21 protein-coding genes and 2 pseudogenes are annotated in these 26,044 nt (G+C 60.1%); 15 read left to right on the top strand and 8 right to left on the bottom strand.

The window, feature by feature from the left end:
* Positions 1-310 precede the first annotated feature (310 nt).
* The 4 genes from C480_RS18260 (at position 311) to C480_RS18245 (ending at position 5,516) form a co-directional block, all read left to right on the top strand.
* Positions 311-685, top strand: coding sequence for a helix-turn-helix domain-containing protein (locus C480_RS18260; RefSeq protein WP_394296356.1), 375 nt, complete (start codon positions 311-313; stop codon positions 683-685).
* Positions 682-960 (top strand): DUF7521 family protein, encoded by a 279-nt coding sequence (locus C480_RS18255; RefSeq protein WP_006667111.1) that lies wholly within the window; start codon positions 682-684, stop codon positions 958-960. Before C480_RS18260 ends, C480_RS18255 begins: the two co-directional genes overlap by 4 nt.
* A gap of 277 nt (positions 961-1,237) precedes the next feature.
* Positions 1,238-3,814 (top strand): efflux RND transporter permease subunit, encoded by a 2,577-nt coding sequence (locus C480_RS18250; protein WP_006667110.1) that lies wholly within the window; start codon positions 1,238-1,240, stop codon positions 3,812-3,814.
* A gap of 508 nt (positions 3,815-4,322) precedes the next feature.
* Positions 4,323-5,516, top strand: coding sequence for an MFS transporter (locus tag C480_RS18245; RefSeq protein ID WP_162832072.1), 1,194 nt, complete (start codon positions 4,323-4,325; stop codon positions 5,514-5,516).
* An 83-nt stretch (positions 5,517-5,599) separates the two neighbouring features.
* Here C480_RS18245 and C480_RS24595 read toward each other — a convergent pair whose 3' ends face one another.
* Complete coding sequence (locus tag C480_RS24595) at positions 5,600-6,694, bottom strand: GNAT family N-acetyltransferase (protein ID WP_006824123.1); 1,095 nt, start codon at positions 6,692-6,694, stop codon at positions 5,600-5,602.
* Between the two features lie 576 nt (positions 6,695-7,270).
* Here C480_RS24595 and C480_RS23910 point away from each other — a divergent pair.
* The 3 genes and pseudogenes from C480_RS23910 (at position 7,271) to C480_RS18220 (ending at position 9,548) form a co-directional block, all read left to right on the top strand.
* Positions 7,271-8,036: pseudogene (locus tag C480_RS23910) on the top strand (IS6 family transposase).
* A 184-nt stretch (positions 8,037-8,220) separates the two neighbouring features.
* Positions 8,221-9,099, top strand: coding sequence for a DUF3267 domain-containing protein (locus C480_RS18225; RefSeq protein ID WP_083873409.1), 879 nt, complete (start codon positions 8,221-8,223; stop codon positions 9,097-9,099).
* Between the two features lie 203 nt (positions 9,100-9,302).
* Positions 9,303-9,548 carry an SHOCT domain-containing protein gene (locus tag C480_RS18220; protein WP_006667103.1) on the top strand — a complete coding sequence of 82 codons (246 nt, stop codon included), beginning with the start codon at positions 9,303-9,305 and terminating at the stop codon, positions 9,546-9,548.
* A 375-nt stretch (positions 9,549-9,923) separates the two neighbouring features.
* On the opposite strand, the pseudogene C480_RS22430 reads toward C480_RS18220, so the two are convergent.
* The 3 genes and pseudogenes from C480_RS22430 to C480_RS18210 form a co-directional block, all read right to left on the bottom strand.
* Positions 9,924-10,571, bottom strand: a pseudogene (locus C480_RS22430) (IS6 family transposase).
* A 154-nt stretch (positions 10,572-10,725) separates the two neighbouring features.
* On the bottom strand, positions 10,726-12,030 hold the full coding sequence (gene aceB / locus C480_RS18215; RefSeq protein WP_006667100.1) for a malate synthase AceB: 1,305 nt from the start codon (positions 12,028-12,030) through the stop codon (positions 10,726-10,728).
* Between the two features lie 196 nt (positions 12,031-12,226).
* Positions 12,227-12,994 carry an IclR family transcriptional regulator gene (locus C480_RS18210; protein WP_006667099.1) on the bottom strand — a complete coding sequence of 256 codons (768 nt, stop codon included), beginning with the start codon at positions 12,992-12,994 and terminating at the stop codon, positions 12,227-12,229.
* 461 nt (positions 12,995-13,455) lie between these two features.
* Between C480_RS18210 and C480_RS18205 the strand changes: the two genes are divergently transcribed.
* Positions 13,456-14,640, top strand: a complete 1,185-nt coding sequence (locus tag C480_RS18205; protein ID WP_006667098.1) for a thiolase C-terminal domain-containing protein — start codon at positions 13,456-13,458, stop codon at positions 14,638-14,640.
* Positions 14,637-14,966, top strand: a complete 330-nt coding sequence (locus C480_RS18200; RefSeq protein WP_006667097.1) for a Zn-ribbon domain-containing OB-fold protein — start codon at positions 14,637-14,639, stop codon at positions 14,964-14,966. Before C480_RS18205 ends, C480_RS18200 begins: the two co-directional genes overlap by 4 nt.
* 32 nt (positions 14,967-14,998) lie before the next feature.
* On the opposite strand, the gene C480_RS18195 is transcribed toward C480_RS18200, so the two are convergent.
* A complete protein-coding gene (locus C480_RS18195; protein WP_006667096.1) occupies positions 14,999-15,781 on the bottom strand; it encodes an IclR family transcriptional regulator in 783 nt (260 codons plus the stop codon).
* Positions 15,782-16,460: 679 nt separating this feature from the next.
* Here C480_RS18195 and C480_RS18190 point away from each other — a divergent pair.
* From C480_RS18190 to C480_RS18180, 3 genes are read left to right on the top strand one after another with little or no spacing between them, the layout of a single operon-like run.
* Entirely contained in the window at positions 16,461-17,678 is a 1,218-nt protein-coding gene (locus C480_RS18190; RefSeq protein WP_006667095.1) for an MFS transporter, read from the top strand.
* A 42-nt stretch (positions 17,679-17,720) separates the two neighbouring features.
* Entirely contained in the window at positions 17,721-18,971 is a 1,251-nt protein-coding gene (locus C480_RS18185; protein WP_006667094.1) for a CaiB/BaiF CoA transferase family protein, read from the top strand.
* Positions 18,972-19,017: 46 nt separating this feature from the next.
* Positions 19,018-20,793 carry a thiamine pyrophosphate-requiring protein gene (locus C480_RS18180; protein ID WP_275040290.1) on the top strand — a complete coding sequence of 592 codons (1,776 nt, stop codon included), beginning with the start codon at positions 19,018-19,020 and terminating at the stop codon, positions 20,791-20,793.
* A gap of 177 nt (positions 20,794-20,970) precedes the next feature.
* Here the strand turns inward: C480_RS18180 and C480_RS18170 are convergent, their stop codons facing one another.
* From C480_RS18170 to C480_RS18160, 3 genes are all read right to left on the bottom strand, one after another.
* Entirely contained in the window at positions 20,971-22,161 is a 1,191-nt protein-coding gene (locus tag C480_RS18170) for a CaiB/BaiF CoA transferase family protein (RefSeq protein ID WP_006667092.1), read from the bottom strand.
* 2 nt (positions 22,162-22,163) lie between these two features.
* Positions 22,164-22,949: an enoyl-CoA hydratase/isomerase family protein gene (locus tag C480_RS18165; protein WP_006667091.1), complete on the bottom strand. Its 786-nt coding sequence runs from the start codon at positions 22,947-22,949 to the stop codon at positions 22,164-22,166.
* Positions 22,950-23,128: 179 nt separating this feature from the next.
* A complete protein-coding gene (locus tag C480_RS18160; RefSeq protein ID WP_006667090.1) occupies positions 23,129-23,554 on the bottom strand; it encodes a universal stress protein in 426 nt (141 codons plus the stop codon).
* 404 nt (positions 23,555-23,958) lie between these two features.
* Between C480_RS18160 and C480_RS18155 the strand changes: the two genes are divergently transcribed.
* The 3 genes from C480_RS18155 to C480_RS18145 form a co-directional block, all read left to right on the top strand.
* Positions 23,959-24,963, top strand: a complete 1,005-nt coding sequence (locus C480_RS18155) for a Bug family tripartite tricarboxylate transporter substrate binding protein (RefSeq protein WP_006667089.1) — start codon at positions 23,959-23,961, stop codon at positions 24,961-24,963.
* 79 nt (positions 24,964-25,042) lie between these two features.
* Complete coding sequence (locus C480_RS18150; protein ID WP_006667088.1) at positions 25,043-25,618, top strand: tripartite tricarboxylate transporter TctB family protein; 576 nt, start codon at positions 25,043-25,045, stop codon at positions 25,616-25,618.
* On the top strand, positions 25,619-26,044 hold a 426-nt coding region (locus tag C480_RS18145; RefSeq protein WP_006667087.1), incomplete at its 3' end, for a tripartite tricarboxylate transporter permease.

Raw genomic sequence — 26,044 nt, 5'->3', positions numbered from 1 at the left:
ACAAGAAGGTAGATAAACAACGATCGAAGTGTCCCAGAATGTCGGGTGGAGACTGAGCGATGGAAATCAGACGCGCATTCGTCCGGACTCTAACCACCTCTGTATTGGATGCTTTAGTAGTCCAACGATCTGGGAACACCAAATACCACTATGCACACAGAGTCGCAAGATAGAGCTAACTGACAGCGTAATCGTCTCCGAGTCGAGACGAGTTGGAGAATTCGATATTCAAATGACTGAGGAATTCATCGACCCAAATCGGCTTTCGCTTATCCCATCACGGTCGAACGCAACTCGGACAGCCACCGACATGGTTCAGGGACCTTCGGAGGATGATGACGGCTCTTCCGTTTCAGCGGTACTACAATCGCTGGAAGACAGCAAATGCAGAGCGATACTCACGGCGTTGTGCGAGCCAAAATCTGCAACCGAACTCTGCAAGGACTGCGATCTACCAAGTTCGACGACGTATCGCAAACTCAAGCGACTCCGCGAGGCAGCACTCGTCAAAGAATACACTGAAGTCCGCCGTGATGGACCGAACGCCACGTTGTACGAACGGGATTTCACGGATATCTCGATCAGCATCGACGACGACGAGTTCACCGTCTCCGTTGAACGGCCAAAAGAGGATGCAGAGGATCGTATGGCAACGTTCTGGTCCGAGATGAAGAAGGAATCATGACGGATAGTATTATAATACTACTCGGAATTGCCAAAATCGGTGCGCTCGTACTCGGGGGTATCGTCTCCCTGTTAGCCTATCGAGCCTATCAGCGAACGCAGATAGAGGGACTCCAGTATTTCGCAGTGGGCCTCATGGTCATCACCATCGGAACGTTTTTAGTTGGAATTCTCCATCACATCGTTGGCGTTCCAAGCGTCCAGGGAATGCTCTTCGAGAGCCTCATCGCTTGTAGCGGCTTCCTCGTCATGATCTACGGACTCTACGGGCAGTAACCACTGCTTCTGGTTTAGTCAGGGCTGTTCAGATATCACTGCACACAGTCCACCCATGCCATCTGTCTCATTCAGAGTGGCTTTTTCAGTCGTCTAGTTGCGAAATCCCTTACCGGAGACCAACCGAAATCCGCGGTTATCCCATATTGTGGGAGCTCTCCATCGTTCCTTATGAGGCCCATACAAAGAGTGTTGTAATGAGCGATTCCGATCCACCAAACCGTCGACCCACCTCGGTACCACAGCCCATGCGAATACGAAGCGGAGACGGTTACCAATGAAGCGGAATTTGCCATCTCGATACGCGGACGCGCTCATCTCGCGGAGCAAGCTTATAATCGTCCTGCTACTCGTCCTCACGGCAATCGTCGGCGCTGGCGCGGTAGTCGGCACCAGTGAGGACGGCGAGATCGGTCGGGCAGGCATCGATTCCGAAGAACAGGCAGCGCTCGAAGAAATTGAATCAACGTATGAAACGGATGATGCGGTAGTTACACAGATCGTCGTCAAAGACGAAGGTGGAGATACCCTCACCCGCGAGTCACTACTGCAGAGCCTCCGACTGCAGCAGGAAATACGCGAGACCGAATCCATCAATACGACGCTCCAAGCGGAGTCGGGTCTCCTCGGCCTAGAGAATATCGTGGCGACGACGGCATATGTCGAAACCCAAACGGCAGAGAACGGGACACACGACACAGCCGCCAGTCGGAACGGACGGCCACCAGCGCCGACACTCGATCAACAGATCGAGGCGCTCGAGACGCGCTCGGACGAGGAGGTTGATGCACTACTCGCGCGAGTACTCGATCCGGGTTCAACCGCACCTGACCGCGACCCGACTCCGTTCCTGCCGTCGGACTACGAACCCGGGGCAACGAGCGCCGACGCGAGACTGACCCTTGTGTTCCAATCCGATGAAAGTGGCGGTGCTAGCGAAACGCCCCAGGAGGCGTACGATGCGCAAGTTGCTATCGCCTCACTGGTCGACGAGCGTTTCGATGACGCGTTCGTCTTTGGACAGGGCATCATCGACGAGGCGTCCTCGCAGGCAATCGGCGACAGTTTCCTCATCATCACTCCCGTCGCACTCGTTCTCCTGCTCATCGTTCTCAGTATCGCGTACCGCGACATTGTCGACGTGCTCATCAGCCTGTTCGGGATCGGTGTGGTGATGGTGTGGCTCCAGGGTATCCAGGGCTGGCTTGGAATCCCGTCCAGTTCGATACTTATCGCCGTTCCATTCCTACTCATCGGCCTGAGTATCGACTACTCTCTCCACGTCGTCATGCGCTATCGCGAGGCGCGAACGGAGGATCTCGGCACCGATACTGAGTCGGATGCCCAGCGAAATCCGACCACTGCAATGTGGGCGGGGATCGCCGGTATCGTCGTTTCGCTGGCCGCCGCTGCGTTCACGACCGGAATTGGCTTCTTCTCGAACTATGTCAGCCCGCTCGCGTCAATACAGGATTTCGCACTCCTGAGCGCCGCCGGAATCGTCGCGATGCTCGTCGTCTTTGCGGCACTCGTCCCAGCCGTCAAACTCGAAGTCGAACGGCTCCTCTCTCGACTTGGCCGTGATCGCCAGAAGTCAGCGTTCGGAGTCAGCTCAGGGCCGATTCGTCGTGTGCTCTCGGGCACTGCGACCCTCTCACGACGGATACCGATCGCCGTTCTCGTCGTCTCACTGTTGGTAGCTTCGGCAGGTGCCTACGGTGCGACTGGCCTGGATACGGAGTTCAACCAGGCGGACTTCCTTCCGGAGGACGCCCCAGGATGGATGGAGTCGCTTCCGGAACCGTTCGCCCCAACCGAATACGACGTCCGAGAGAATCTCGAATACCTGAGCGATAACTTCCGACAACGCGGACAAGGGTCGGACGCTCAGATACTAATACGCGGGAATGTGACCACGCCAGCGCTGCTCACCGCGACCGACGATACGTCTCAATATACGAGTCGAAATGGAACGATCGCCATGCAGTCGGACGGCACGCCCACCGTCGAGAGTCCGGCGACTGTTCTCCGTTCAGTAGCGTCCGAAAATGAGACTGTCGCCGCCGCGATCGATGCGCGAGACGTGGATGGTGACGGTCTCCCGGACGAAGATATCGAGCAAGTCTACGACCTCGTGTACGATGCCGCTCCTGATCGGGCATCAACCGTGCTCTATCAAACCGAGAATGGGTCGTATTCGACAGCCAAATTGACCATCGGTGTTGAGACCGACGCGGCTGCCCAATCGATTGCCAGCGACGTGCGACAGGTCGCTACCGGTATCGAAGCGGATGCACCGGTAACAGCTGTTGCGACAGGCGGGCCGATCATCACCGCTGTCGCCCAGAGCGCCCTGTTCGAGACGCTCGTCGAAGGATTCGCCGTGACGCTGGGTGTCATCCTGACGTTCCTCCTTGGACTGTACTGGTGGCGGTACCGTGCGCCGGGGCTCGCGGTCGTAGTGCTCGTCCCCGTCCTCCTCGCACTCGCGTGGTTACTCGGCACGATGGCACTGCTCGACATCCCGTTCAACAGTGAGACCGTTGTCATTACTAGTTTGGCGATCGGGCTTGGCGTCGACTACAGCATCCACCTCTGTGAACGATTCGTCGACGAGCGCGAGCGCCGAGAGTCGCTTGACGAGTCACTGGTGGCGGCAGTCACTGGGACTGGTGGTGCATTGTTGGGTAGTGCGGCGACGACGGCAGCGGGCTTTGGCGTCCTGGCACTCGCGCTCTCCCCACCGCTCCACCGATTCGGCCTCGTTACTGGGTTGAGTATCATCTTTGCGTTCGTTAGCTGTGTGACGGTGTTACCCAGTTTGCTCGTTGTTCGAGAACGATACGTACGTTGAAAACAGCCTCAATATAGCCACCAAAGTGCCGTCAATTATTTGTTGTATCCCAGCCTGAAGTCCCGAGCGTCTCCAAATCGCAACTGTTCAGGTACAGCCGAGCGACGTTTGATCACCCCAAGCCACGACGACTTGCGCACGCACAATAGTTCCGCCAACTCTGCGGTGCACATCGTTTCAGGACCCTCACCGAAGAGGTGATCGAAAACGGCGAACTCACGATCTGGAGCTTCGATAGCTTGGAGGTATCTGAAGCCAATGTGAACGGTCACCTCCACTCGGAGGCGAGTGCGTAAGCTTGAAGCCTAGCATGACCAATTTTAGAACAACAGACGGTAGCGCGAGTATGCAATTAGGTTAGCACACGGTTTCTGTCAGTCCGTTCGTACGCTGATTGTGGACCTGACAACGCTGACCGGTGTCTCAGTGGGATTTCGTTCGGCGTCCCACTGTTGTACGCAGCGCTATTCGATGCAGTTCGGCGAGCGAATTTCAATCGACAACATCCATGAACATACAGCTATCTAACCCACTTGCAGACATCCAGCGATCACAAACAGTCCTCATCATCTTTGCGAGTACGCTCGTGAGTGTAATGGGCGTCTCCCTCATCAGCCCAGCACTGCCGACGATTCAGGCGGCATGGAACATCTCGGCGGGTCAAGCGAGTCTCCTCATCTCGGCATTTACCTTGCCCGGCATCGTTCTCACGCCGTTCGTCGGACTCATCGCCGATCGCGTTGGTCGCAAGCGCGTGCTCGTCCCTTCGCTATTCTTGTTTGGCGTGAGTGGCATTGCAGTCGTGTTTGTCGACGGATTCACGACGCTTCTCGGTCTCCGCGTCGTGCAGGGAACTGCCGGCAGTGCCATCATGAGTCTCACCGTGACGTTGCTCGGTGACCTGTTTTCGGGCGAACAGCGGAGTCGTCTCATCGGACTGAACGCAGCGATCCTCGCCATCGGCGCAGCTGGCTATCCCCTACTGGGTGGCGGCCTTGCACTGCTCTCGTGGGCCGCGCCGTTCGTCTGTTTCGCACTCGGTATCGTCGTTGCCGTCGCCGGCTCTGCGGTCCTCCCTGAACCCGAGAGTAACGTGAACTCGTCCGGACTCTCGTACGTCACTAATGCAGCGCAATCGGTGCCAACACGGGCTGCTCTCGGGTTGTATATCGCTATTTTCGGCATTTTCTTTATTCTCTATGGCGCACAGCTTACGGTCATCCCGTTCATTCTCGATGAATCCTACGGCCTTTCCTCCGGAACGATCGGGCTGTTGCTCGGACTCCCGGCGGTGACGATGGGAATGACGTCTTCACAGTCGTCCCGTCTCATTCGCCATCTCTCGCCCCCGCGGCTCATCACACTCGGGTTTGTGACCTACGGTATCGGTATGACGCTTGCCGCACTCGCCCCCTCAATTATCGTCCTTGCCAGTGCACTGTTTCTGTTCGGTATCGGACAGGGGTTTGCGGAGCCAATTACTGATACAGCACTGAACACTCTCGCGCCCGATGCGTTTCGTGGTGGAATTATGAGTATCCGAACGAGCGTTCTTCAGTTTGGAACGACTCTTGGCCCACCAGTGTTCGTTGCTGTCGCCTCAACTGTCGGCTACACCAATACGCTCTTCATCGCCGGTATCGCTGCCCTCGCGCTCGGTGTCTCTATTTTCGGCTTTCTCACGCTTTCAGAGACTGTGTGATCCACTTAACTTCCTCCATGATGAAAAAGTTTAGTAAACTGATCAGTTGTCAAACTGAATAGAACGGAAGAACAATGAGTCGTTCAGTCAGTCACTTCCAAGAACGAGACACGCCAGTTTTCACTCGCTGTGAGTGTCCGTGGTGAAATCGGCGCCGATTCGTCGTCGCGCCACAGTGGCCGTGCTGCTAGATACGTTGGAGTACCGACGCGTGAGAGAACCGGATTCTGGTTGCTGACGAATCCAAATCGTTCGAGCAACTCTGGAGGAAGGATACGATTTGAGACGGTTATCACGCCGGCCGCTTTGTTATCAGCGACGGCCGCCGCGAGCAGATCGGCGAACGCCTCGTGGTCCGCCGTCATCGGAAGGGTTTCCATGATCTTCACGGCTCGACCGTTCTCCGTTCGTGTGATCAGCGCAGCGACTGGGCAGTCATCACGGTGAGCTACGTATATTGTGTGGTCGTAGTTTGGGGCGTCGAATACCCAGTGATAGTACTGCGCTTCACGGTAGGCGTGGAACCGCTGCGGGACGTGAGATTCGTACAGCGATTCGAGGAGATCGCCGGGAACGGATGAGTAGCGCGTCACGTCGAAGTTACTGGACTCGCTCGAGAACCGACCTCGAACGGACAGATAGGCGCGCGCGGCGACGGTAAGTGATTGCTCGAGTGGAGCGGGAACCCGTTCGGTTGTCAGCATCTCATGGGGGCGTTGCAGCCGGTAGTACATCGGAATGACGTCGATTTCGGACCAACCGAGTTTCTTTTGTGCTCCCAATGATGCAACATTAGGGAAATTAAAGAAGAACGCTGGCTCCCGATCGAGATACTCGTCAATTGCGGCCTCCGTAATTAGGGAATACAGGCCCTGTCGACGGTGGTCAGGGTGGACTACTGCATCGACAGGTTTGAGTGCGGAAATAATCTGGTCCTTCCAGCGTACTGGAGACGGAATGTATCCCTGAACGGCAACAATCTTACCGTTTCGCTCCGCCAATGTAATCGGAACGTGCGAGAGGTACGGGTCGTCGACGAATTTCCAGTCGAACCAGGCAGCACTCAGCCGATCCCCCCACTGCTTTTCAAACAATGACAGAATGCCATCTCGATCACCACGTTCGTACCGTCTTACATTGTAGTCACCCGCGGTCTCGTGCGACGTTTCAAGTGACATTTTCTTGTAACAGACATCAGATCACTATTGGTATGATCCCCTTTCTATCGGATAGGTGTTAACTACTTGAGGCCATCCGAACCGACCGAGACACGCAATACTGGAAACATCGAAAACGACCAAATGAAGACGGAGCTAGAACGAATCAGACGATTCATCTCGTTGTAAATATCAAAATATAAATGAGTGTGGCGATCCGTCTGCATCTCTATAAGGCGCTGATTCGTAGCGAAAAAGTAGTTCCAGTCCAACTTTCCGGCGAAGAATTCCATGGTCAAATCGTGCTCCTCGAACCGCGCTCGCAAGCTATAGTAGCCACTGAAAGTCAGTGCACACCTGATCGCTCGATGGCTGTGCGATCAGCGTGTAAACCGTTTCAGTTGTTACTATAGGAGAAACGAGGAATTCCGCGAGCGGTTCACCGAAATCAATGACCTGATAGTCGAAACTATCTGTGCGATTATCGAGCGAGGGATCAACGCAGGAACGTTCCAAAATGTAGATGCAACTCGTATCGCGGCACTGTCTAGTTGAGCCAGTTTGAGAAGTGAGCAGGTCGTACTGTTGAGTTGGTTGATGCTCGCAGCCCTGCTCAGCGAGAGCTATGAGACGGATTTAGAAGAATCATGGGAAAACGAGCGGACGGCGACGCCTGTCAGGGCGTTCGCCGTCCGCCTCCATCAGACCGGTTGTTCGCTTCGGGAGACAACAACGATTCACGCTGAATTAGGCGTTGAACGCTCTCACGGAGCGGTCTGGAACTGGGTTCATCGGCTGGCTGACAGCGGACGCGACCCGCCGACGGCATCGCCGTCGCGGGTCGTTGTCGACGAAACCGCTGTCAAGATCAACGGCGAGTGGTCTTGGCTATATGCTGCAATAGACATCGAGACAAAGGTAATTCTCGACGTTGCGTTGTTTAGTCGACATGGCACTGATCCGGTGGCTGCGTTTCTGCAGAAACTTCGCGAGAAACACGACCTCTCCGAGACTGAGTTTCTCGTCGATCAATTTGGCTATCGGACTGCCCTCGCTCGAGTCGGACTGAGNACTTCGCGAGAAACACGACCTCTCCGAGACTGAGTTTCTCGTCGATCAATTTGGCTATCGGACTGCCCTCGCTCGAGTCGGACTGAGCGACCGGGTCAACTACACCGACCGATACCTCATCGAAAAGTGGTTTCACACCCTCAAAATGCATATCGACCGCTTCCATAATTCATGGGTGGGCAGTTGGGCGAGCGTCCGCGAGTGGCTTGAACAGTTCGTACATTACTACAACCACCAAAGACCGAATCAAGCTCTCGATGGAAACGTGCCAGTCGAGGAGGTGCAGAACTAGACAGTGCCTCTCGATAGAATATATCAAGACAGGGACAAATTCGCATCGGTCGTGCACGTTCCTCGTCGGTGGGAAAGCACTCGACATCGATCCGTGACTCGAAAATCGATGAAAACCTACAAGTGAGGGAGTTCGTCCGCCCGGCAGTGATAATGGCTATACACGGCGCCGACATACTCGAGTCATGTCACCTCCAGACGACAGCGCGCCTTGGACGGAATTTACGCTCACTCGTCGAATTATCCGCAAGTGGACCCTCCTGGGAACGGCCGTGGCCATCGTCTCCGCGATCGCCTTCACCGCCGTTTACGGGCTGGGGACGGGCCAGGCGAACATCGAGATTGAACTCGAGAGCGGAACGGACGCGCTCGTCGGGTTCGGCCTGTTCGTCGGTTCGATCGGCGGCGTCATCGTCCTCCACGAAGCGATCCACGCTGCGATGATTCGCTACTACGGAGGAGACGTGTCCTACGGCGTCGGAGTCGCCGGATTCGTCCTCCCGTACGCGTACGTGACGTCGACACAGAGGTTCACGCGCGGCCAGTTTACGGCTGTTGCGCTCGCACCGCTCGTCGTTATCACCCTCGCGGGACTCCCGCTGGCGATCGTCCTCGAGGCGCCCGTGCTCGTCCTCGTGCTCGCGTTGAACGCTGGCGGTGCGATCGGCGACGCATGGATGGTTGCCGTCCTCCGCCGGTACCCGTCCCACGTGGTCGTCGAAGACTCGAAGACCGGCCTGCGAGTCTACGGGGTGGAGGACGACTCACATCCGCCGGCACGGATCGGCGGCTTCCTTCGACAGGTCGCACTTGGGTCAACTGTCGGCTTCGGGATCCTCGTCATCTTCGGAGCCTCCCTCGCAATTGTGCTCCCGATCCTCGGTACTGGGTCGTTCACGCTCGGTGTTCCGGACACTGCGTGGAGCCTCTTCGAATTCGAGAGCAACGCCGATGGATTCGACGCGAGCGTCAACGCCGCGGGCCTCATTGCAGTCAGCCTGTTACTCGGCGTCGGATACGCCGTCGCGGCAACGTCTCGGATACCGGAACGCAAGTCTTCCTGACCCGCTTGCGTACCTGCTACAGACCCGGTGGAGGACATCGTATCTACGTACCCAGTTTATGCATGCGGTTCACGATCACGAACGGTCGAACATGACCGCCGACGATATCGACGGGGCGATCACCGCGGTTGCGATAATGGCCTGTCTGGCGGGGATCGGAATACTCGCTACCGGCCAGGTGGTCGGGATCTCTCCCCTCGTTATTGGGATCTGGGTTTGCGTACCTCAAGCTCGAAGCCGAGCAGGGCGGTCGATGGTTTTCACCGAGTGACAGCAGTGATACCCAGGACACGGAAGACGCGCTATCCATCCTTCGGTGCCGGTACGCTCGCGGCGAGATCGACCAGACGGAGTTCGAACGACGGCTGAACGATCTTCTCGAGACGGAGACACCCCAGCAGGCCGAAGCGTACGCCGAGAAAGCTGCAATCGAAGAACGATCACGGTAGCGTGCAAGCGGAGTCGGCTCCATCTGTGAGAAGATTCCTCTACGGTTTGGACGGTATTGCCTAAGTGAGCGATTCTGACAGAGGACGGCGTTTCAGTACCTATTGAAACCTCTCTGGTGAGATCCGAAATCATCTCTTCTCGCGAAAAGTTTTCTGGAGCAGCCAACTGTTCACTGTTCGTGGAACAGCATTTCTCTGTGTCAGATCTTAGATGATAGTTTCACAGTCTACACTGTCACTTCATTGTCTCCCCACCTGGCGATCATCTCTCTCAAAATAGTGCCATAGCAGCAAGGTCGATCGGACTGAGTGAGGGGTGATAATGAATAATAACTGAATCCATAAATCATATTTATGGTATGGCAAGAGAACTGGCTAGTTTAGTACCTCGTCAGTCGGTGTTTTTCCATCAAGCGATTGATGCGGCCTCTGGCGGTTGTAGTACTGTATAAACTGTTCAATCCACTTGCGTGCGCTTGACCGACTGCCCACCCATGAGTTATGGAAGCGATTGATTCGTATTTTGAGGGTGTAAAACTACTTTCGATAGGGTTTCGGTCGGTATAGTTGACCCGGCCGCTCAGTTCTACTGGGGAGAGTGCAGTTCGATAGCCAAATCGATCAACGAGAAACTCAAACTCGGATAGGCCGTGTTTCTCGCGGATTTTCTGCAGAAACGAAGTTGCAGGATCAGTTTCATGTAGACTAAACGATACAACGTCGAGAATCAACTTTGTTTCGATGCCTATTGCAGTATACAGCCAAGACCGCTCGCCGTTGATCTTGACAGCGGTTTCGTCGACAGCGACCCGCGACGGGGTTGCCGTGGTCGGGTCGTGTCCGCTGTCAGCTAGCCGACGAACCCAGTTCCAAACAGCTCTGTGGAAGCGCCCAACGCCCAATTCAGCTCGAATCGTTGTTGTTTCCTAAATCGAACGCCCTGACGGGCGTCGCCGTCCGCTCGTTCTCCCAAGATGTTTCTAAATTCGCCTCATGGTTCTCGCTGAGCAGGCCTGCGAGCATTGACCAACTCAACGTTACGACCTGTTCACTTCTCAAACTAGCTCACCTAGATAGTGCCGTCTCTGGTATCCTCGACAGCCTTGTACTTGTTCGCTGTTTGTCCGGTCAGGAACACTGGCTACTCGTTAGTGACGAGCGTCTTTGTGCCCCTCTCTTATCCGACGACCATCGCCCGATCGACGACATCCTCGCCGTAGAGTTCCTCGAGTTCTTCGTGCTGGTCGGGACGGTGCTCGTAGACGTCTTGGAACAGGGTGATAGGCGTCTGGGCTGCCTGATACGTCGCCTCGTCCCACATTCGATCGGTGCTGATTTCGACCTCGACGCCGTCGACGAGCAGGGTTGCCGATCGCTCCATGGCGATGGCACCCTTCCCGGCTTCCTTGGCCGCTTCGAACTCCTCCATCGAGTCGACGATATCGTTCAGACTCGGGATGTAGGACGTGAGATCGAGCAGTTCCTCGGTCAGGTCGTCGCCGTCGAGTTCGCGCTCGTCGCCGCCGACCAGGAGCCGGTACCGATCGTCACCGGTCGTTTCGAGGGTTACGTCATCGCCGTCGTAGACGTACCGACCGTCTTCCGCGTCGAGTTCGACCTCGCGGCCGTTCACGTCGAGGAGCCAGCTGCCGGTCTTCGGCGGTAGCGGCGATTCGTTCGCCTCTTTGACCTGGCCGGGCGTCAGCGACCAGATGCCGAGCATCCCCTTCGCCTGGTTGTCGGTCATGCGTTCGTGGTAGCCCTCGATGTTGCGGATGTCGTCGTAGGGCCCGTCGATCGCGATGAGGCCGGCGGCGCTCGCGCCGCGAGAGGTGTTGTGACGGAGTTCCTCCCACGGCGGCAGCCCGCCGGTGGGAGTGATCGCGCGCATGTCCTTGGTGTAGTCGACCTCACCGTCGACGAGGAGGAACAGCCGTTCGAGGTTGTTCGACGGCTTGCCCATCTCCTCGCGGAGGTCGGCGAGCGCGAGTTCGGCCTCGGCGCTCTCGACGATGACCGACATGGCCAGGCTGCCTTCCGCGAGGCCGTGCTCGTTTTCGACGATGGTGATGAACTCGTCGGCCTTCTTCCAGTCGTCGATGTCGCCGACTTCGGGGATGACGAAGCCGTCGATGTGCTGGATCGCATCCCTTTCGGGGTCGGCGATCTCTAGAAGGTGCTCGAAGCACTGATACCGGGTTGCGGGACTGTCCCGGTGCCAGACGATACGTGGGTGAATCTCGCCGGGGAACTCGGCGCCGTGCTCGGAAATGACGCTGATGATGTTCTCGGCCCCTTCGTCGCGCATCGAGGGTGCGGTCGCGTCCTCGTTGTCCGGCACCCAGACGTCGGGTGCCTGCATGCCGCGGAGCTGGGCCGCTCGCCGAATCATCTTCGCGGAATCGTCTTCTCCTTCTACCGCCGTCGGAGAGGTAAAGAAAGTCCTCACAAACTCCCGGTCGTGTCGCCGTTCGAGACTCATGGGTACGGTTCCCAATAGTGTGTTCTAATATTAAAGTCGTTTGGTGGATCCGCCGACGGTCGGGCAAAACGGACCGAACTGGTGCGGTTCGGCTGGTCGGCTCCGGCACGTCGCCGTGAGCAGACGGTACCGAGCATCGAAATTCTGAATACGAAAACGCGACAGCAAACCGCGAACGATCACCGCGGCCACGTACTCAGACCTTGTACTTGTTGAGTTCGATCACGTTCGCCGCCCGACAGAGTTGATCGACGAACTCGTTGTTCTCCCAAGTATCGTCGATTCGTGCGGTCGGTCCCGAGATGCTGATCGCTCCGATGATGTCCGAGTCGAACCGGATCGGCGCGGCGATACAGCGCAGGCCTTCGAGGCGCTCCTCGTCGTCGACCGCGAAGCCGCGGTCCCGGGTTCGTTCTAACTCCTCGAAGAGTTCGTCGCGAGACGTGATCGTCCGGGGCGTCACTTCCGGAAGGCCGTGCTGATCGACGATTTCGCCGACACGCTCCTGCGGGAGGTGTGCGAGGATCGCTTTTCCGAACGCGGTGCTGTGCATGTGGTGTTTGCAGCCGACGTACGTGTCCAGATCGACCGCTCGCTCGCCTTTCGATCGGGAGAGATAGACGCCCATTCCGTCTTCCTCGACGACGAGATGGACCAGTTCACCGGACTCCGTTGCCAACTCCTCGACCTTCGGTTCGGCGACTTTGTAGACGTCGATCTCGCTGCGGATCTGGCCGCCGATATCGAGGAATTTGAGACTGAGGCGGTAGGTTTTGGTGTCCTCGTCTTTGATCACGTATCCGTGCTCTTCGAGCGTACTGAGGTGGTTGTGGACGGCGCTTTTCCCCATCGCGAGTTCGTCTGCCAGCGTTGTCACCCGCGCTTTCCCGAGTCGGTTGAGTGTCGCGACGATTTCCAGCGATTTCTCGGTCGTTCGAACCGGGTGTTTGGCCCTGTCTCCCATACAACCTTCCAGTATATCTGAATCCATAAATATTGTTCTATCATAGAAAACAGATCCCGTCTCGGAACGGTTCTCGGGATGGGCGGCGTGGCGGGACAAAACCAACGCCCCGTTGTGGCCCCCGGACGAAACGGTCTCAATTGCGGTGGCGAGGATGGAATTCATTCTGATATGGAGAACAACTAGCGCTGAGTTTGTCCATCGGTCGCTACTCATACCCAGTCTCTCGCTGGTGACGCCGACGAGACTCAACCCGTGTCACTTACGTCCGAGATCGCTGGCGGGGGTTCGAATCCCGGCGCTGCGTTCCGGTTTCACGTGTCGCGCTCTCGGATCGTTTTCACTTACGTATCGATTTCGTCGGGCGACGATGATCGACGGTCGACTCTCAATCCGGTCGTTTCGTCGGCCGCCCGGGCGGTACCTATATACTCGTGTGGTTTGTCATCAATACCTGTGTGATGATACCGCAAGAGTTCGCAGCCGGCGACACAGACGCATCACCGGTCGGCCTCGGCCTCCCCGGCGTCGGAATGACCGCGTTCGAAGCCGCGGACGACCGATCTCTCCTCGCACTGTTGGAAACGGCCGCGGAGCGCGCCCTTCGGGACGCGGCCGTCGATGCAACCGAGATCGATTCGGTCCACGTCGGGAACATGGCCGCGGAAGCGTTCAACGATCGGTCCGGGCTCGCGAACGCGCTGACCGCCAGCCTGGGCGCGAACCTGGCGTCGGCGCGGCGCATCGAAAACACGAGCGCCAGTGGTGCGAGCGCGTTCCGCGACGCGGTCGACGCCGTTCGCTCCGGCGGGTCGGCGGTCGCGCTCGCCGTCGGCGGCGAGAAGATGTCCGCGGCCGATACGGCGACCGCGACCGAGATCATCAGTCGCATTACTCACGAGCGGGAGTATCGGCAGGGGATCACGCTCCCGTCGTTCGCCGGTCTCGCGGCCGATCGGTACCTCGCCGAGTACGGCGCCGACCGACGGGATCTCGCGCGCGTCGCCGTCAAGAATCACGCGAACGCGACGAACAATTCGTACGCGCAGTTCCGAACGCCGATCACGGTCGGCGACGTGCTCGAGTCGTCCGCGGTCGCGACGCCGCTTCGCCTGTACGATTGCTGTCCGACCTCGGACGGTGCCGCGGCGATCGTGGTTACCGCGGACGCGGCACCCGTCACCGTCGAGGCCTGCGAAAGCGCGGTCGGCGTCCACGCGATCGCGGATCGCCGCGATCCGCTTCACATCGAAAGCGCGCACGCGGCCGGCCGAGCGGCCTACGAGATGGCGCGAATCGGCCCGGAAGACGTCGATGTCGCGTGTATCCACGACGCGTTTACGATTCTCGAGTGGCTGGAACTCGAGGAACTCGGGTTCGCCGAGCGCGGCACGGCGTGGACGCTCACCCGCGACGGACGAACGGCGATCGACGGCGACCTGGCGGTCAATCCCGGCGGCGGGCTGAAGGCTCGCGGGCACCCGCTCGGAGCGACCGGGATCGCCCAGATCGTCGAACTCGTCTGGCAGCTCAGAGGCGACGTTCCGGACGAGCGATCGACCGGATCACCCGAGTACGGGCTCGCGATCAACGTTGCCGGCTTCGGGAACAACAACGTCTGTACGGTCGTGGGGGCGAACGCGTGAGTCGAGTACTGGAGTGTGCCGATTGCGGCGGGCGGACGTTCTACGAAAAGCACCGGTGTGCCGACTGCGGGGCCGAGGCGTTCCGCGACCGCGATCCCGGCGTCGGGACGCTGCAGGCGGTCACCGCCGTCCACGTTACGCCCGACGACGTCAGCGAGCCGAATCGACTCGGCCTCGCATCGTTCGAGGGCGGTGCGAGCATTATTGCGCAGTTCGACGGTGCGCTCGAGGCAGGTGATGCCGTCGCGATAGCGGAGGGGGCGTCTCGAGACGGTGAGGATTCGACGATGACGCTCGTCCCGGCCGCGGTGAACGACCGCCGATGACGACCCGTCACCCGATGCACACCCGGGAGAGATTACGTGTGGACCGAGTGCTCGATGTAGAGTTCCAGTTCGTTGACGGCACTGAGGACGCGCTCCGGTAGTTCCTCCGTTAATCGGGCCCCCTTCACGCGGTGGGCGGGTCCGGAGACGCTCAGCGCACCGATCACCTCACCGTCCGAGTCAGTCACGGCCGCGCCGACGGCGTGGACGCCGTCGGTCGTCTCCTGCCGATTGAAGGCGTACCCTCGCTCGCGGATGCGTTCGCACTCGTCCGCTAACTCCTCTCGGGTCGTGATCGTGTTCTCGCTCCCTTGCTCGAGTTCGCGGGTCGCGATGGTCTCGTCGAAGCGCTCTCGCGACATATTCGCGAGGATGGCTTTCCCCGCGGCGCTCGTGTGGAGCACGCCCCGCTTGCCGATGTGTGCACCGGTCTGTACCGCGCTCTGGCCGACCTCCGTGTACAGGTACACGCGCTCGCCGTGCTCCTCGACGATGAACTGGGCGCGTTCACCGGTTTCGGCGGCCAGCGAATCCACTTTTTCCTTGATCATGGGATACGCGGTTGTCTTTCGCTGGGCGTACCCGCCGACCGTCAGAAATTGGAACCCGATCCGATAGATCCCGTCTTCCTGCGTTACGTACTTGTGTTCCCGAAGGGTGACCAGATGACGGTGAATGGTACTCGGGGCGAGTCCGATATACTCGGATAATTCGTTCATCGTGGCGCCGTCTAGGTCGCGAATGGCGTCGACGACCGCCAGTGACGTTTCAGTCGTGCGCGCACTGGATTTGGGTTTGTTTGACACGCGTGGCATTCTCTCACGATGAATAATAAATCATACGACGGCCGGGAACGTTCCGAGACGCAGAACCCGTTAACGGCCGAATCCGAGCAAACGGGATTCGGTCCGAGCGGGGCGAGCCGTCGGTACTGGACTATGCGGTCGAGTCACATACACTCTCACCGCTGCGCATTCGGCGCTGGAAGAATACATCCGATGGCGATCGAGTTTACAGTGATACGATTGTAACGAGTTGGCCGGCGGCGGAGCCCAGCGACGAGTTGCGAGCACAACGGAAACAACGGTCGCTATGCGACACACTGATCGGACGTGCGATTTCGGGGGGGACGGCTCGCGTTCGGCTCGCCGACGTCGCCTCGCGAGATGCGCCGCCCCGCTTCGAACGCGAACTCGCGCGTTATCGTCGTATTTCGGTTTCGATTACTCGGATTGGAGCCGTTGAACGCTCTTTATCCACGTACCGCCACCGAGAGAACTGAGGGGTACCGGACCAAACTATTCTTTCCTCTGGAAATGACTAGGAATGATGGCGCTGTAGCCGTTCACACCGGGAGTACGCATATGCGGGATGGAACGGTCCCGGTGCGATGCTCGCCGATGTCGGCGGCGGGGAATCGATTAAGTGGTTCGTCCGGTTCCGTAGTCGTAATGCTACTTGCACGCCGTCGCACGCCCCCCGAGGTGGACGGGCATGAATGAGAACGATCGATCGATCACGGGCTTTACGATGCTCGCCCACGGGATTTTCCACACGTACGAGCTGAGTATTCCCATCTTCATCGTGGTCTGGTTGGACGCGTTCGACGTCTCCGCTTTCGTGTTGGGGATCGTCGTCAGTATCGGATACGGACTGATCGGCATCGGAGCGATCCCGAGCGGCGTGCTTTCCGATGCGTACGGTTCACGCCGACTGATCGTCGCGTCCGTGATCGGAATGGCCGGCGGTTTCTCCCTCCTCGCGCTCGCGCCGAACGTGGTCGTCCTCGCCGCGGCGGTTATCGTCTGGGGGACTGCGGCGAGCGTCTATCACCCCGCCGGCCTCTCGCTCATCAGTCGCGGGGCGACCCAGCGCGGAACGGTGTTCGCGTACCACGGCGTCGGCGGAAACATCGGAACGGCGTTCGGTCCGCTCCTCACGGCGCTTCTCTTGCTCGTTCTCGACTGGCGGGCGGTCGTCGCCCTTCTTACCGTCCCCGCGCTCGGCGTCGTCGCGCTGGGATCGCTGATCGAGTTCGACGAGGACGCAGCCGCATCGACGACGGACGGCGGCACCGCGCCAACGACTCTCGAATCGGTCGTCTCGGACTCCAAATTGCTGTTCAGTACCGGCTTTCTGCTCACGTTTCTCACGATCATGATCTACGGGGTGTACTACCGCGGACTGCTGACCTTCCTCCCGGACATGATCGGCGATCTCCCGCAGTTCGGCACGTACGTCGTCCTCGGCCGGGCGATCGAGCCCGCACAGTACATCTACACCGGGATACTGACGATCGGTATCTTCGGCCAGTACGCGGGCGGGCGAGTCACCGACCACGTTCGAACGGAGTACGCGTTCTTCGGGACCCTGTTCGCACTCGGTATCCTGGCGTTTGTCTTCATTCCGTCAAGCGGCTGGGGACTCGCGCCGTTCTTGTTCGTGTGCGTCGGGCTCGGATTTTTCTTGTACGCGACCGCACCGGTCTACCAGGTCGTGATTGCAGAGTACGCGGCGGCCGACGTCCACGGGCTCTCGTACGGCTACGCCTACCTCGGAATGTTCGGATTCGGCGCGGGCGGTGCCGCGCTGGCCGGCTCCCTTCTCACGTACGCGAGCGAGACCGGGCTGCTCGCGACGCTCGGTGCGCTCGCGTTCGTCGGCGCGGGGATCGTCCTGTCGCTCCTGACCGTTTCCTCTGACAGTAGGTAACTAACACCAAGCTTTAATATCGGATTCTCGTATGGTCCTCGTATGGCAGCTCGTGATAGCAGCGCGATCCTCGAAGACATTACTGTCGTCGACCTGACAACGTTCGTCACCGGCGGCTTCGCGACGTTGATGTTGGCGAATCAGGGCGCGGACGTGATCAAGATCGAACGCCCCGAGGTGGGCGACGACAGCCGCCACTCCGGGCCGCCGTTCGTCGCGGTCGACGACTACGACGGTCCGGGCACGTCGGCGTCCCGACACGGTGAGTCCCCGTACTTCTGGACGGTGAACTACGACAAGCGGAGCGTCGAACTCGACTTGAAGTCCCACGAGGGATTGGAGATCTGTCGGGAGTTGATCGCCGAAGCCGACGTCGTGGTCGAGAACTTCCGGCCGGGGACGGCCGATCGGCTCGGTCTCGGATACGACGACCTCCGCGACGACCATCCCGAACTCGTCTACTGCTCGATCTCCGCGTTCGGCGAGTCGGGCCCGTGGAGCGACCGGCCCGGGTACGACCTGCTGATCCAGGGGATAAGCGGCACCATGAGCGTAACCGGTCCCGACGGCGGTGATCCGGTAAAAGTCGGGTTGCCACAGACGGACCTAATCACGGCGATGTGGGCGGCGTTCGGCATCGTCAACGCGCTCTACCGACGCAACCGAACCGGCGATGGCGAACGCGTCGAACTCGGGATGTTGGATGCGACGTTGCCCTGGCTCACGAAACAGGCCGCGAAGGCCTTCGTCGGTGAGGAGCCAAATCGGATGGGCACGAAAGACCCCGTGATCGCACCCTACCAGAGCTTTCCGACCGCGGACGGGTACCTGAACGTCGCCTGTGCGAACCAGAAGCTCTGGAAACAGCTCTGCGAAGCAATCGGGCGTCCGGAACTTGCCGCGGACCCGCGATTCGAAACGAACGCCGACCGCGTCGAGAACATGGCGGCCCTCGAGGAAGAACTGTCCGAGGCGTTCACCGAGCGCCCCACCGAGGAATGGGTCGAACGACTGGCCGAGGACGCCGGACTTCCGGTCGGCCCCGTCTACGACGTCACCGAGGCATTAGAAAACGAACAAGTGGACGCGCGGGCCGCCGTCGACTCGGTTTCCCACCCCGCGGCCGGCGACATTCCGATCCTCGAACATCCGCTGAACTTCGCCGCGGCCGAGAGCGGATTCGACGACGCACCGCCGATGCTCGGCGAAGATACCGAAGAGGTCATCGAAGAGTTGGGGTACACCCAATCCGAGATCAGGGAGTTCCGCGACAAAGGGATCTTCTCCGGATGAGCCGACTCCGGTCGACCAGCGCCCGCCGATAGTACCACGGTCTCGGGTGGATAGCGTCGAGTTCAGCCTCGTCCGATCCGTCGATTCAGATACGGCCGATCGCCTTTTCGTTTATACCAGTTCTAACAGGAAAATTCTATTTCACCGGCACCTTTATCATCCTGGTCAGAAGAGAGTAGGTAATTCGCGACCCGGAGAGAAGATCATGGACGTCACTCACGCAATCGCAACGATCCTGAAAGCGGAAGGAGTAGAGTACCTGTTCGGTTTCCCGAGTAACCCGCTCTTGGACACCGGTGCGGCCGAGGACGCCGGTATCCGAACCATCGTCACCAGGCAGGAACGGACCGCGGTCCACATGGCGGACGCGATCGGTCGACTGTCTTCCGGTGACGAACTCGTCGCCTTCGCGTGTCAGCACGGCCCGGGAACGGAGAACTCGTTCGGCGGCGTCGCGCAGGCGTACGGCGAGTCGGCACCGCTCGTCGCGATCCCGGCCGGGTACGACGAAGCGAAGACGGACGTCGATCCCAAGTTCAACTCTCGCGTCAACTACCAGCACGTGAGCAAGTCCTGCGAACAGCTAACCAGTCCGGCGGCCGTCGGCGAGACCATGCGGCGCGCGTTCAGCGCGGCGCGAAACGGCCGTCCGCGGCCGGCCGTCGTCGAGGTCCCGAAGGACGTCTTCCACGCGGAGGTCCCCGGTGAACTCGAGTATCACCCCTCGTCGTCGAATCGAAGCGGTCCCGATCCGGACGGGGTCGAGGAGATCGCCGAGGTGCTCCTGGAGGCGGAGCGGCCGGTTATCTACGCCGGACAGGGCGTCCACTACGCGAAAGGGTGGGACGCCCTTCGGGAGCTGGCGGAGACCCTCGAGGCGCCGGTCGCGACCAGCCTCAACGGGAAGAGTTCGTTTCCGGAGACCCACCCCCTGTCTCTCGGTGCCGGGAGCAAGAGCGAACCGGGCCAACTCGCGTACTTCCTCCGGGAAGCGGACGTCGTCTTCGGGATCGGGTGTAGCTTTACGGACACCGCGTACGGGATCACCGTCCCGGACGGGACGACGGTCGTCCACTCGACGCTCGATCCGACGGACATCGACAAGGACGTCGAGTCCGAGTACTCGCTCGTCGGCGACGCCGGACTCACCCTCGAAGCGCTGGTCGACGCGATCGCTCGACGCCTTAACGGGGAGTCTCGCGGTCGGTTCGACGACGTCGCCGCGGAGATCGAGTCGGTCCGCAAGGAGTGGCTCGACGAGTGGCGGCCAAAACTGACCACGGACGAGGTGCCGATCAACCCATACCGGGTCATCAACGAGTTGACGACCGTCGTCGACGCCGAGGACGCGATCATCACGCACGACGCGGGGAACCCGCGGGACTTCCTCGCCCCGTTCTGGGAGTCGACCGAGCCGCTCTCGTACATCGGCTGGGGGAAGACCACCCAGCTCGGCTACGGGCTCGGCCTGGCGATCGGCGCGAAGATCTACCGTCCGGAGAAGCTCTGCATCAATATCATGGGCGACGGCGCGATCGGGATGACCGGCCTGGACTTCGAAACGGCCGTTCGAGAGGGTATCCCCATCCTGACGATTCACCTGAACAACTACGAGATGGCGTCGTACGAGACGCCCTTCTCCGGCGACTTCGCCGACGTCGGGACGGCCCTGGGCGGCTACGCGGAGCGGATCGAGGACCCGGAGGAGGTCGCGCCGGCCCTCGAGCGGGCGATCGAGAAGACCGAAGCCGGAACGCCGGCGCTCCTCGAGTTCATCACGGCCAAGGAGACCGAACTCTCGCAGCCGGATCTCGAGGAGTAACGGAGACAGCGAGCGGAGTCGGGAGCGGTTTCTATCGGTTCGGCGGCGAACTCGCGTCGCGAATCACCCGATCGGTTTTCGACCTCGGAATCGAATCGCAACCTGCGAACAGCGGATCGTGAACCGCGAATCCAAACACGACGGAGACCGGCCGATCGAACGAAAAGCAGAGCCGCGTTAGTTCTCGCCGAACGCGCCGTCTTCGGTCCACTCTTCCAGCGTCGTCTGATCGTCTACGACATCCGCGAACACCGCGTCGGTGTGTTCGCCGAGCCGCGGTGCGGGCGATCGGACGACGGTATCGTACTCGGGGAAGTTGATCGGGTGGCCCGGCAGCACGCACTCGCCCCAGTCGGGATCCTCGTGGGGAACGACGAGGTCGCGGGCCGCCGTCTGGTCGTGTTCGACCACGTCGGCCACGTCGTTGATCGGTCCGCAGGGGAAGCCGGCTTTCGTCAGCCGTTCGACCCAGAACTCGGTCGTCTCCAACTCGAGTTCGGCCTGGATAATCCCGACCACCCGGTCGGCGTTCTCGCGACGAACCGCGTTCGTCGGGTACTCGCGGAGTTCTTTGCGCCCGAGCAGGTCGACGAAGTCGTCCCACCGGTCGTCGCTCGGAACCCCGGTGACGATCGAGCCGTCAGCGGTCTCGAATCGCTGGTAGGGCACGAGCGTCTGGTGGGTCACGCCCTGGGGCCCCGGCACGGAGCCGTCCATCGAGTACTCGGTGAGGTACTCGTTCAGCAGCGCCACGATGGAATCGAACAACCCGACGTCTAACTTCCCGGTGAACTCGTCGGCCCGCTCGCGCTCGTACAGTCGCGCGAGGACGCCGAGCGCCGCGAACATTCCGGTCGTGAGATCGCCGATCGCCTGGCCGACCTTGACGGGAGCCCCGTCCTCGGGACCGGTCACGCTCATGAGTCCGCCTTCGGCCTGGAGGATGAGATCGAGCCCCGGTTTCTCCTTCATCGGGCCGGTTTCGCCGTACCCCTTGATGCTCGCGTAGACGATGTTTGGGTTCCGCTCGCGAACGTCGTCGTACCCGATGCCGAGCTTGTCGGTAACGCCGTACCCGAAGTTTTCGACGAACACATCCGTACCGGCGAGGAGTTCCAGTGCCGCCTCCCGCCCGGCGCTCGATTTGAGATCGAGCGTCACCGAGCGCTTGTTGCGGTTGTTCGCCATGAAGTAACCCGACTTGCCATCAGGGCCGATCCCCTGTGATCGTGCGGGATCGCCGACGCCGGGACGTTCGATTTTCACGACATCCGCACCCATGTCGGCGAGGAGCGCGCCGCAGAAGGGGCCCGCGCGGTGGCCGGTCATCTCCACGACCGAAACGTCGGCGAGTGGTCCGTCGCCCATCGTCACTCCGCCTCGTTGAACTCGTCGACCAGCTCACGACGCTCGTCGGTGGCGAACTGCTCCCACCAGAGTTCAGCCTCTCGCTCGCGCGCTTCTTCGAGGGTTTCGACGCGGGAGGCGTCGTTGAGCGCCCGCTTCGAGTTCTTCACTGCCTTTCGGCCGGTTCCCTGGATGCCGGCGACGATCTCGGCGACGGTGTCGTCGAGTTCCGCTCTCGGAACGGCGCGGTTGATCAGTCCGATCCGTTCCGCTTCGGCCGCGTCGATCATCCCCGCCGTGTACACGAGTTCTTTCGCCTTCGCCTCGCCGACGAGTTCGACGGCTCGCCACGTCGAGCCGCCGGTCGGGATCTGTCCGATGTTGGCGGTCGGGACGCCGAACTGCGCGTCCTCGACCGCGATGCGGATGTCGCAGTACATCGCGAAGATCAGCCCGCCGCCGACGCAGTACCCGTTTATCTTCGCGATGACCGGAGCGTGACACTCGTAGGGCTTTTGATACATTTCGTAGAACAGTTCCTGCCGGTCCCGCTGCAGCGGATCGTGCTCCGTCGCCGGGCCGGCGTACTGCGAGATGTCCGCGCCGGCGGAAAACGCGTCGTCGCCCTCGCCCGTGATCACGACGGCGTCAATGGTGCGGGTGAGCTGGATCTCGTCGAACGCGCGTTTGAGATCGAGCATGACCTCGTTGTTGAGGGCGTTGTGGACCCCCGGTCGGTGAAACTCGATCGTCGCGATACCGTCTTCGATATCGAGAGTGATACTCTCGTAGGCGCTATGGCTGACCATACCTCACGTCGTATACCGCGAAATACGACAAAAAAGTTTGTGTTACAATACCAATCATACGATCGAACCGAGCCGCTGGTTGCTCGTTCGGTCGCGGCGCGAGCGCGACAATCGACGCCGCGCTACTGACGGACGATCCGCTAGGGACAGCGCCCGAGGTCGGGAGTCGACTCGTCGGATCACTCGGTACGGATCGAAACGACGGGGACGGACGCGTTGAGCAGCACCGACTGGGCGACGCTTCCGAACAGCGCCTTTCCGACCGGCGAGCGCTTCCGTCCCGCGACGACGATATAGCTCGTCCCCTCGTCGGCGTAGCTGCCGATCTCGTCCGCGGGATCGCCCATGAGGCCGACGGGCGTCGCGTCGACGTTCGCCCGGTCGATGGCTTCCGCTGCGATGTCCGCCGCGATCTGCACCACGTCTTCGGTCGGGATCGTCTCTCCCGTTTCGTTCACGGTCGTCCGCTCCAGCGAGACGAACTCGTCGCGGGTGAGAACGTGAACGATTTCGACCGGCTCGTCGAACGCCTCGCCCAGTTCGTGTGCTTGCCTGACGATATCCGGCGCTCTATCGGACCGATCGACTGCTCCAATGACAGTCATAGCTACACTCTCCATCTCCGTCCATAAAGAATTTACTCGGGTTCGATCGCGGTACCCGCGGAAACCGCGCCGCTGAGATCGGGCAGCCGTCGAAACGCTGGGTGTCTCCAGTTCGACGATGACGCCGGAACGGGACCGTCGTTCGAATGCTGGCGTTTGGCGGTCGGCTTCAGCGGCCGACGGACGATCCCGCCCGGACGCCTCGCCGGATAAAATTCGTCCCAAAATGGAGAGAAAGCAGGGGGTATCTTTATGTTTATACTCTTTGATCATGGTATTGTGAACCTGGCACACGGCGTTAAATAACACATACCAGGATTCGTGGCTCGATAAGCATGTCCGAGAGAAAGCAACGACAGCAGGTGGTAGCAGCAAGCACATCGACCAGGCGACGGTTCCTTCGAGTGGCCGGCGCCGGGGCGGCCGTATCGCTAGCAGGATGTCTCACAGAAGACGGGCCGGGTGTCGAAGCCGACGAAAATTGGGAGCCGTCCGAGACGATCCGATACATCGTTCCGTACGACGAGGGCGGTGGGACCGACGTGTACGCACGCGGCATCGTCGAACCGCTCACCGACGCCATGGGGCAAGACATTCAGATCGACAACGTGCCCGGCGGTGGCGGTCTCAACGGCTTCGGCGACCTCTACGGATCCCAGCCCGATGGGCACACCATCTCGGGAAGCGCCGTCCCGCTCGAGGTAACACCGCAACTGCTCGAGGATCCCGGGTTCGACCAGCGCGACCTGAACGGGCTCGGCATCATCGGTCGCTCGACGTGGTGTCTCATCGTCAACGAGGAGTACGAAGGGGAAGTCGAGACGTTCGACGACGTCAAAGAAAAGCACAACTCCGGTGAGTGGGACTCCATCGGCATTCAGGAGCCGGGAAGCCCGCAGGACATCATGACGCTGCTGGCGAAACACGAACCGGAGTACGCCGACGAGTACGACTGGCAGTGGGAGAACCGCGTTCAGTACACCGGCACTGGGCCGATCGCGGAGGCAGTGACTTCCGGCGAGGTGCCCTGTGGGATCGGGACCGACGCCGGGACGCGACCCAACGTCGATTCCGGCGGAGTGTACCCGATCTGTACGTTCTTCAGCGAGGGGACCGACGTGTATCCCGACATCCCGTCGGTCACCGACGAGGGGTACCCGAACATGGACTTCGTCGCGGGCGTCAATCGCGGCCTGTACGCGCCGCCGGACACGTCCGAGAACATCATCGACGAACTCGCAAATCGAATCGAAGAAGCCACTCAGGACGAGCGATACGAGGAGTGGTCCGAGGAGACTGGGAACCCGATCTTCTTCGAGGGCCCCGACGCCGCTACCGCGGCCATCGACGACGCCTTCGAGGAGTTCGAAGACCTGGACATCGTCAGTCTCGTCGACGAACACTCCTAGTTCGGAGTGGTACTTCAACCGCTACATTATAGCTATGAGTTCAAAATACACCGAACATAACGTAACGGCGGAGCAGATCATGCTCGTTGTTCTGATCGGGGTGAGTGCGCTATTCATCGTCGAGCCGGTTTTGAGTAACTACCCCGACGACGCTCGAGTGTTCCCTCAGTTGACCGCGTCGATCGTTTTCGTCGGCTCGCTGTTGTTACTCTTCCGGGACTATCTTCCGGGGCCGCTCCGGACGTTCGTCGCCGAGAGCATTTCGATTACGAGCACCGACGAGTCAGACATCCCCGGAAGTAAAGCGAACCTCGAGGAGCCGGAGACGACCGACGAGGAGTACGAAGCGGAGACGCTCGGAGCCGAGTACGGCTACAGGGTGGACGAGACGACGTTTATGGTGGTCACGACGATCCTGTACTTCGCGGGCGGGTGGGCCGCCGGCTTCCTCTTCGCGACGCCGATTTACATTCTCGGCTATACGCTCTGGTTCCGTACCAACCCCATTACCAGCGTCTTGCTCGCCGTCCTGGGGACGTTCGTCATCTACCTCTTCATGACGTACCTCGTCCTCCCGTTCGACCAGGGACACATCTTCGATTTCAGTCCGTTCCTGCCGCTGCTGGCCGAGCCGATCACCGGGGGTGGGGTGTAAATGGCGGCGGTCAGCGCCTTCTTCGAAGGACTGTCGATCGCACTGAGCTGGCCGACGATCGGATGGCTCGCGGTCGGAATGATGCTCGGCATCGTCCTGGGAGCGCTCCCGGGTATCGGTTCGCCGGTCGGGATGGCAATCGTGCTCCCGCTCACGCTGCCGCTCGAGACGACAGCCGCGATCATCCTTCTGGTGGCGATCTACAGCGGCGCGATGTTCGGCGGCTCGATCGCCGCCATCCTGCTCAACGCTCCGGGCACGGAGTCGGCCGCGGCGACGACGCTCGACGGGTATCCGATGGCACAGAACGGCCTGGCGAAGAACGCGCTGGCGATTGCGACGGCGGCGTCGGCGCTGAACGGCTTCCTCGCAGCGATAGCGCTGATCGTCCTGTCGCAATCGCCAGCGCGTTCTTCGCCAGGCCGT

It is taken from the genome of Natrialba aegyptia DSM 13077 (assembly GCF_000337535.1).
Lineage (GTDB): Archaea > Halobacteriota > Halobacteria > Halobacteriales > Natrialbaceae > Natrialba > Natrialba aegyptia.
The sequence above is the reverse complement of the archived record's forward strand: the minus strand, read 5'-3'. Positions and strand labels throughout refer to the sequence as shown.

Coding starts and splice junctions, on each gene's coding strand:
- C480_RS18260 (WP_394296356.1), top strand. CDS start 311: ATGGTTCAGGGACCTTCGGAGGATGATGACGGCTCTTCCGTTTCAGCG.
- C480_RS18255 (WP_006667111.1), top strand. CDS start 682: ATGACGGATAGTATTATAATACTACTCGGAATTGCCAAAATCGGTGCG.
- C480_RS18250 (WP_006667110.1), top strand. CDS start 1,238: ATGAAGCGGAATTTGCCATCTCGATACGCGGACGCGCTCATCTCGCGG.
- C480_RS18245 (WP_162832072.1), top strand. CDS start 4,323: ATGAACATACAGCTATCTAACCCACTTGCAGACATCCAGCGATCACAA.
- C480_RS24595 (WP_006824123.1), bottom strand. CDS start 6,694: ATGTCACTTGAAACGTCGCACGAGACCGCGGGTGACTACAATGTAAGA.
- C480_RS18225 (WP_083873409.1), top strand. CDS start 8,221: ATGTCACCTCCAGACGACAGCGCGCCTTGGACGGAATTTACGCTCACT.
- aceB (WP_006667100.1), bottom strand. CDS start 12,030: ATGAGTCTCGAACGGCGACACGACCGGGAGTTTGTGAGGACTTTCTTT.
- C480_RS18210 (WP_006667099.1), bottom strand. CDS start 12,994: ATGGGAGACAGGGCCAAACACCCGGTTCGAACGACCGAGAAATCGCTG.
- C480_RS18205 (WP_006667098.1), top strand. CDS start 13,456: ATGATACCGCAAGAGTTCGCAGCCGGCGACACAGACGCATCACCGGTC.
- C480_RS18195 (WP_006667096.1), bottom strand. CDS start 15,781: ATGCCACGCGTGTCAAACAAACCCAAATCCAGTGCGCGCACGACTGAA.
- C480_RS18190 (WP_006667095.1), top strand. CDS start 16,461: ATGAATGAGAACGATCGATCGATCACGGGCTTTACGATGCTCGCCCAC.
- C480_RS18185 (WP_006667094.1), top strand. CDS start 17,721: ATGGCAGCTCGTGATAGCAGCGCGATCCTCGAAGACATTACTGTCGTC.
- C480_RS18170 (WP_006667092.1), bottom strand. CDS start 22,161: ATGGGCGACGGACCACTCGCCGACGTTTCGGTCGTGGAGATGACCGGC.
- C480_RS18165 (WP_006667091.1), bottom strand. CDS start 22,949: ATGGTCAGCCATAGCGCCTACGAGAGTATCACTCTCGATATCGAAGAC.
- C480_RS18160 (WP_006667090.1), bottom strand. CDS start 23,554: ATGACTGTCATTGGAGCAGTCGATCGGTCCGATAGAGCGCCGGATATC.
- C480_RS18150 (WP_006667088.1), top strand. CDS start 25,043: ATGCTCGTTGTTCTGATCGGGGTGAGTGCGCTATTCATCGTCGAGCCG.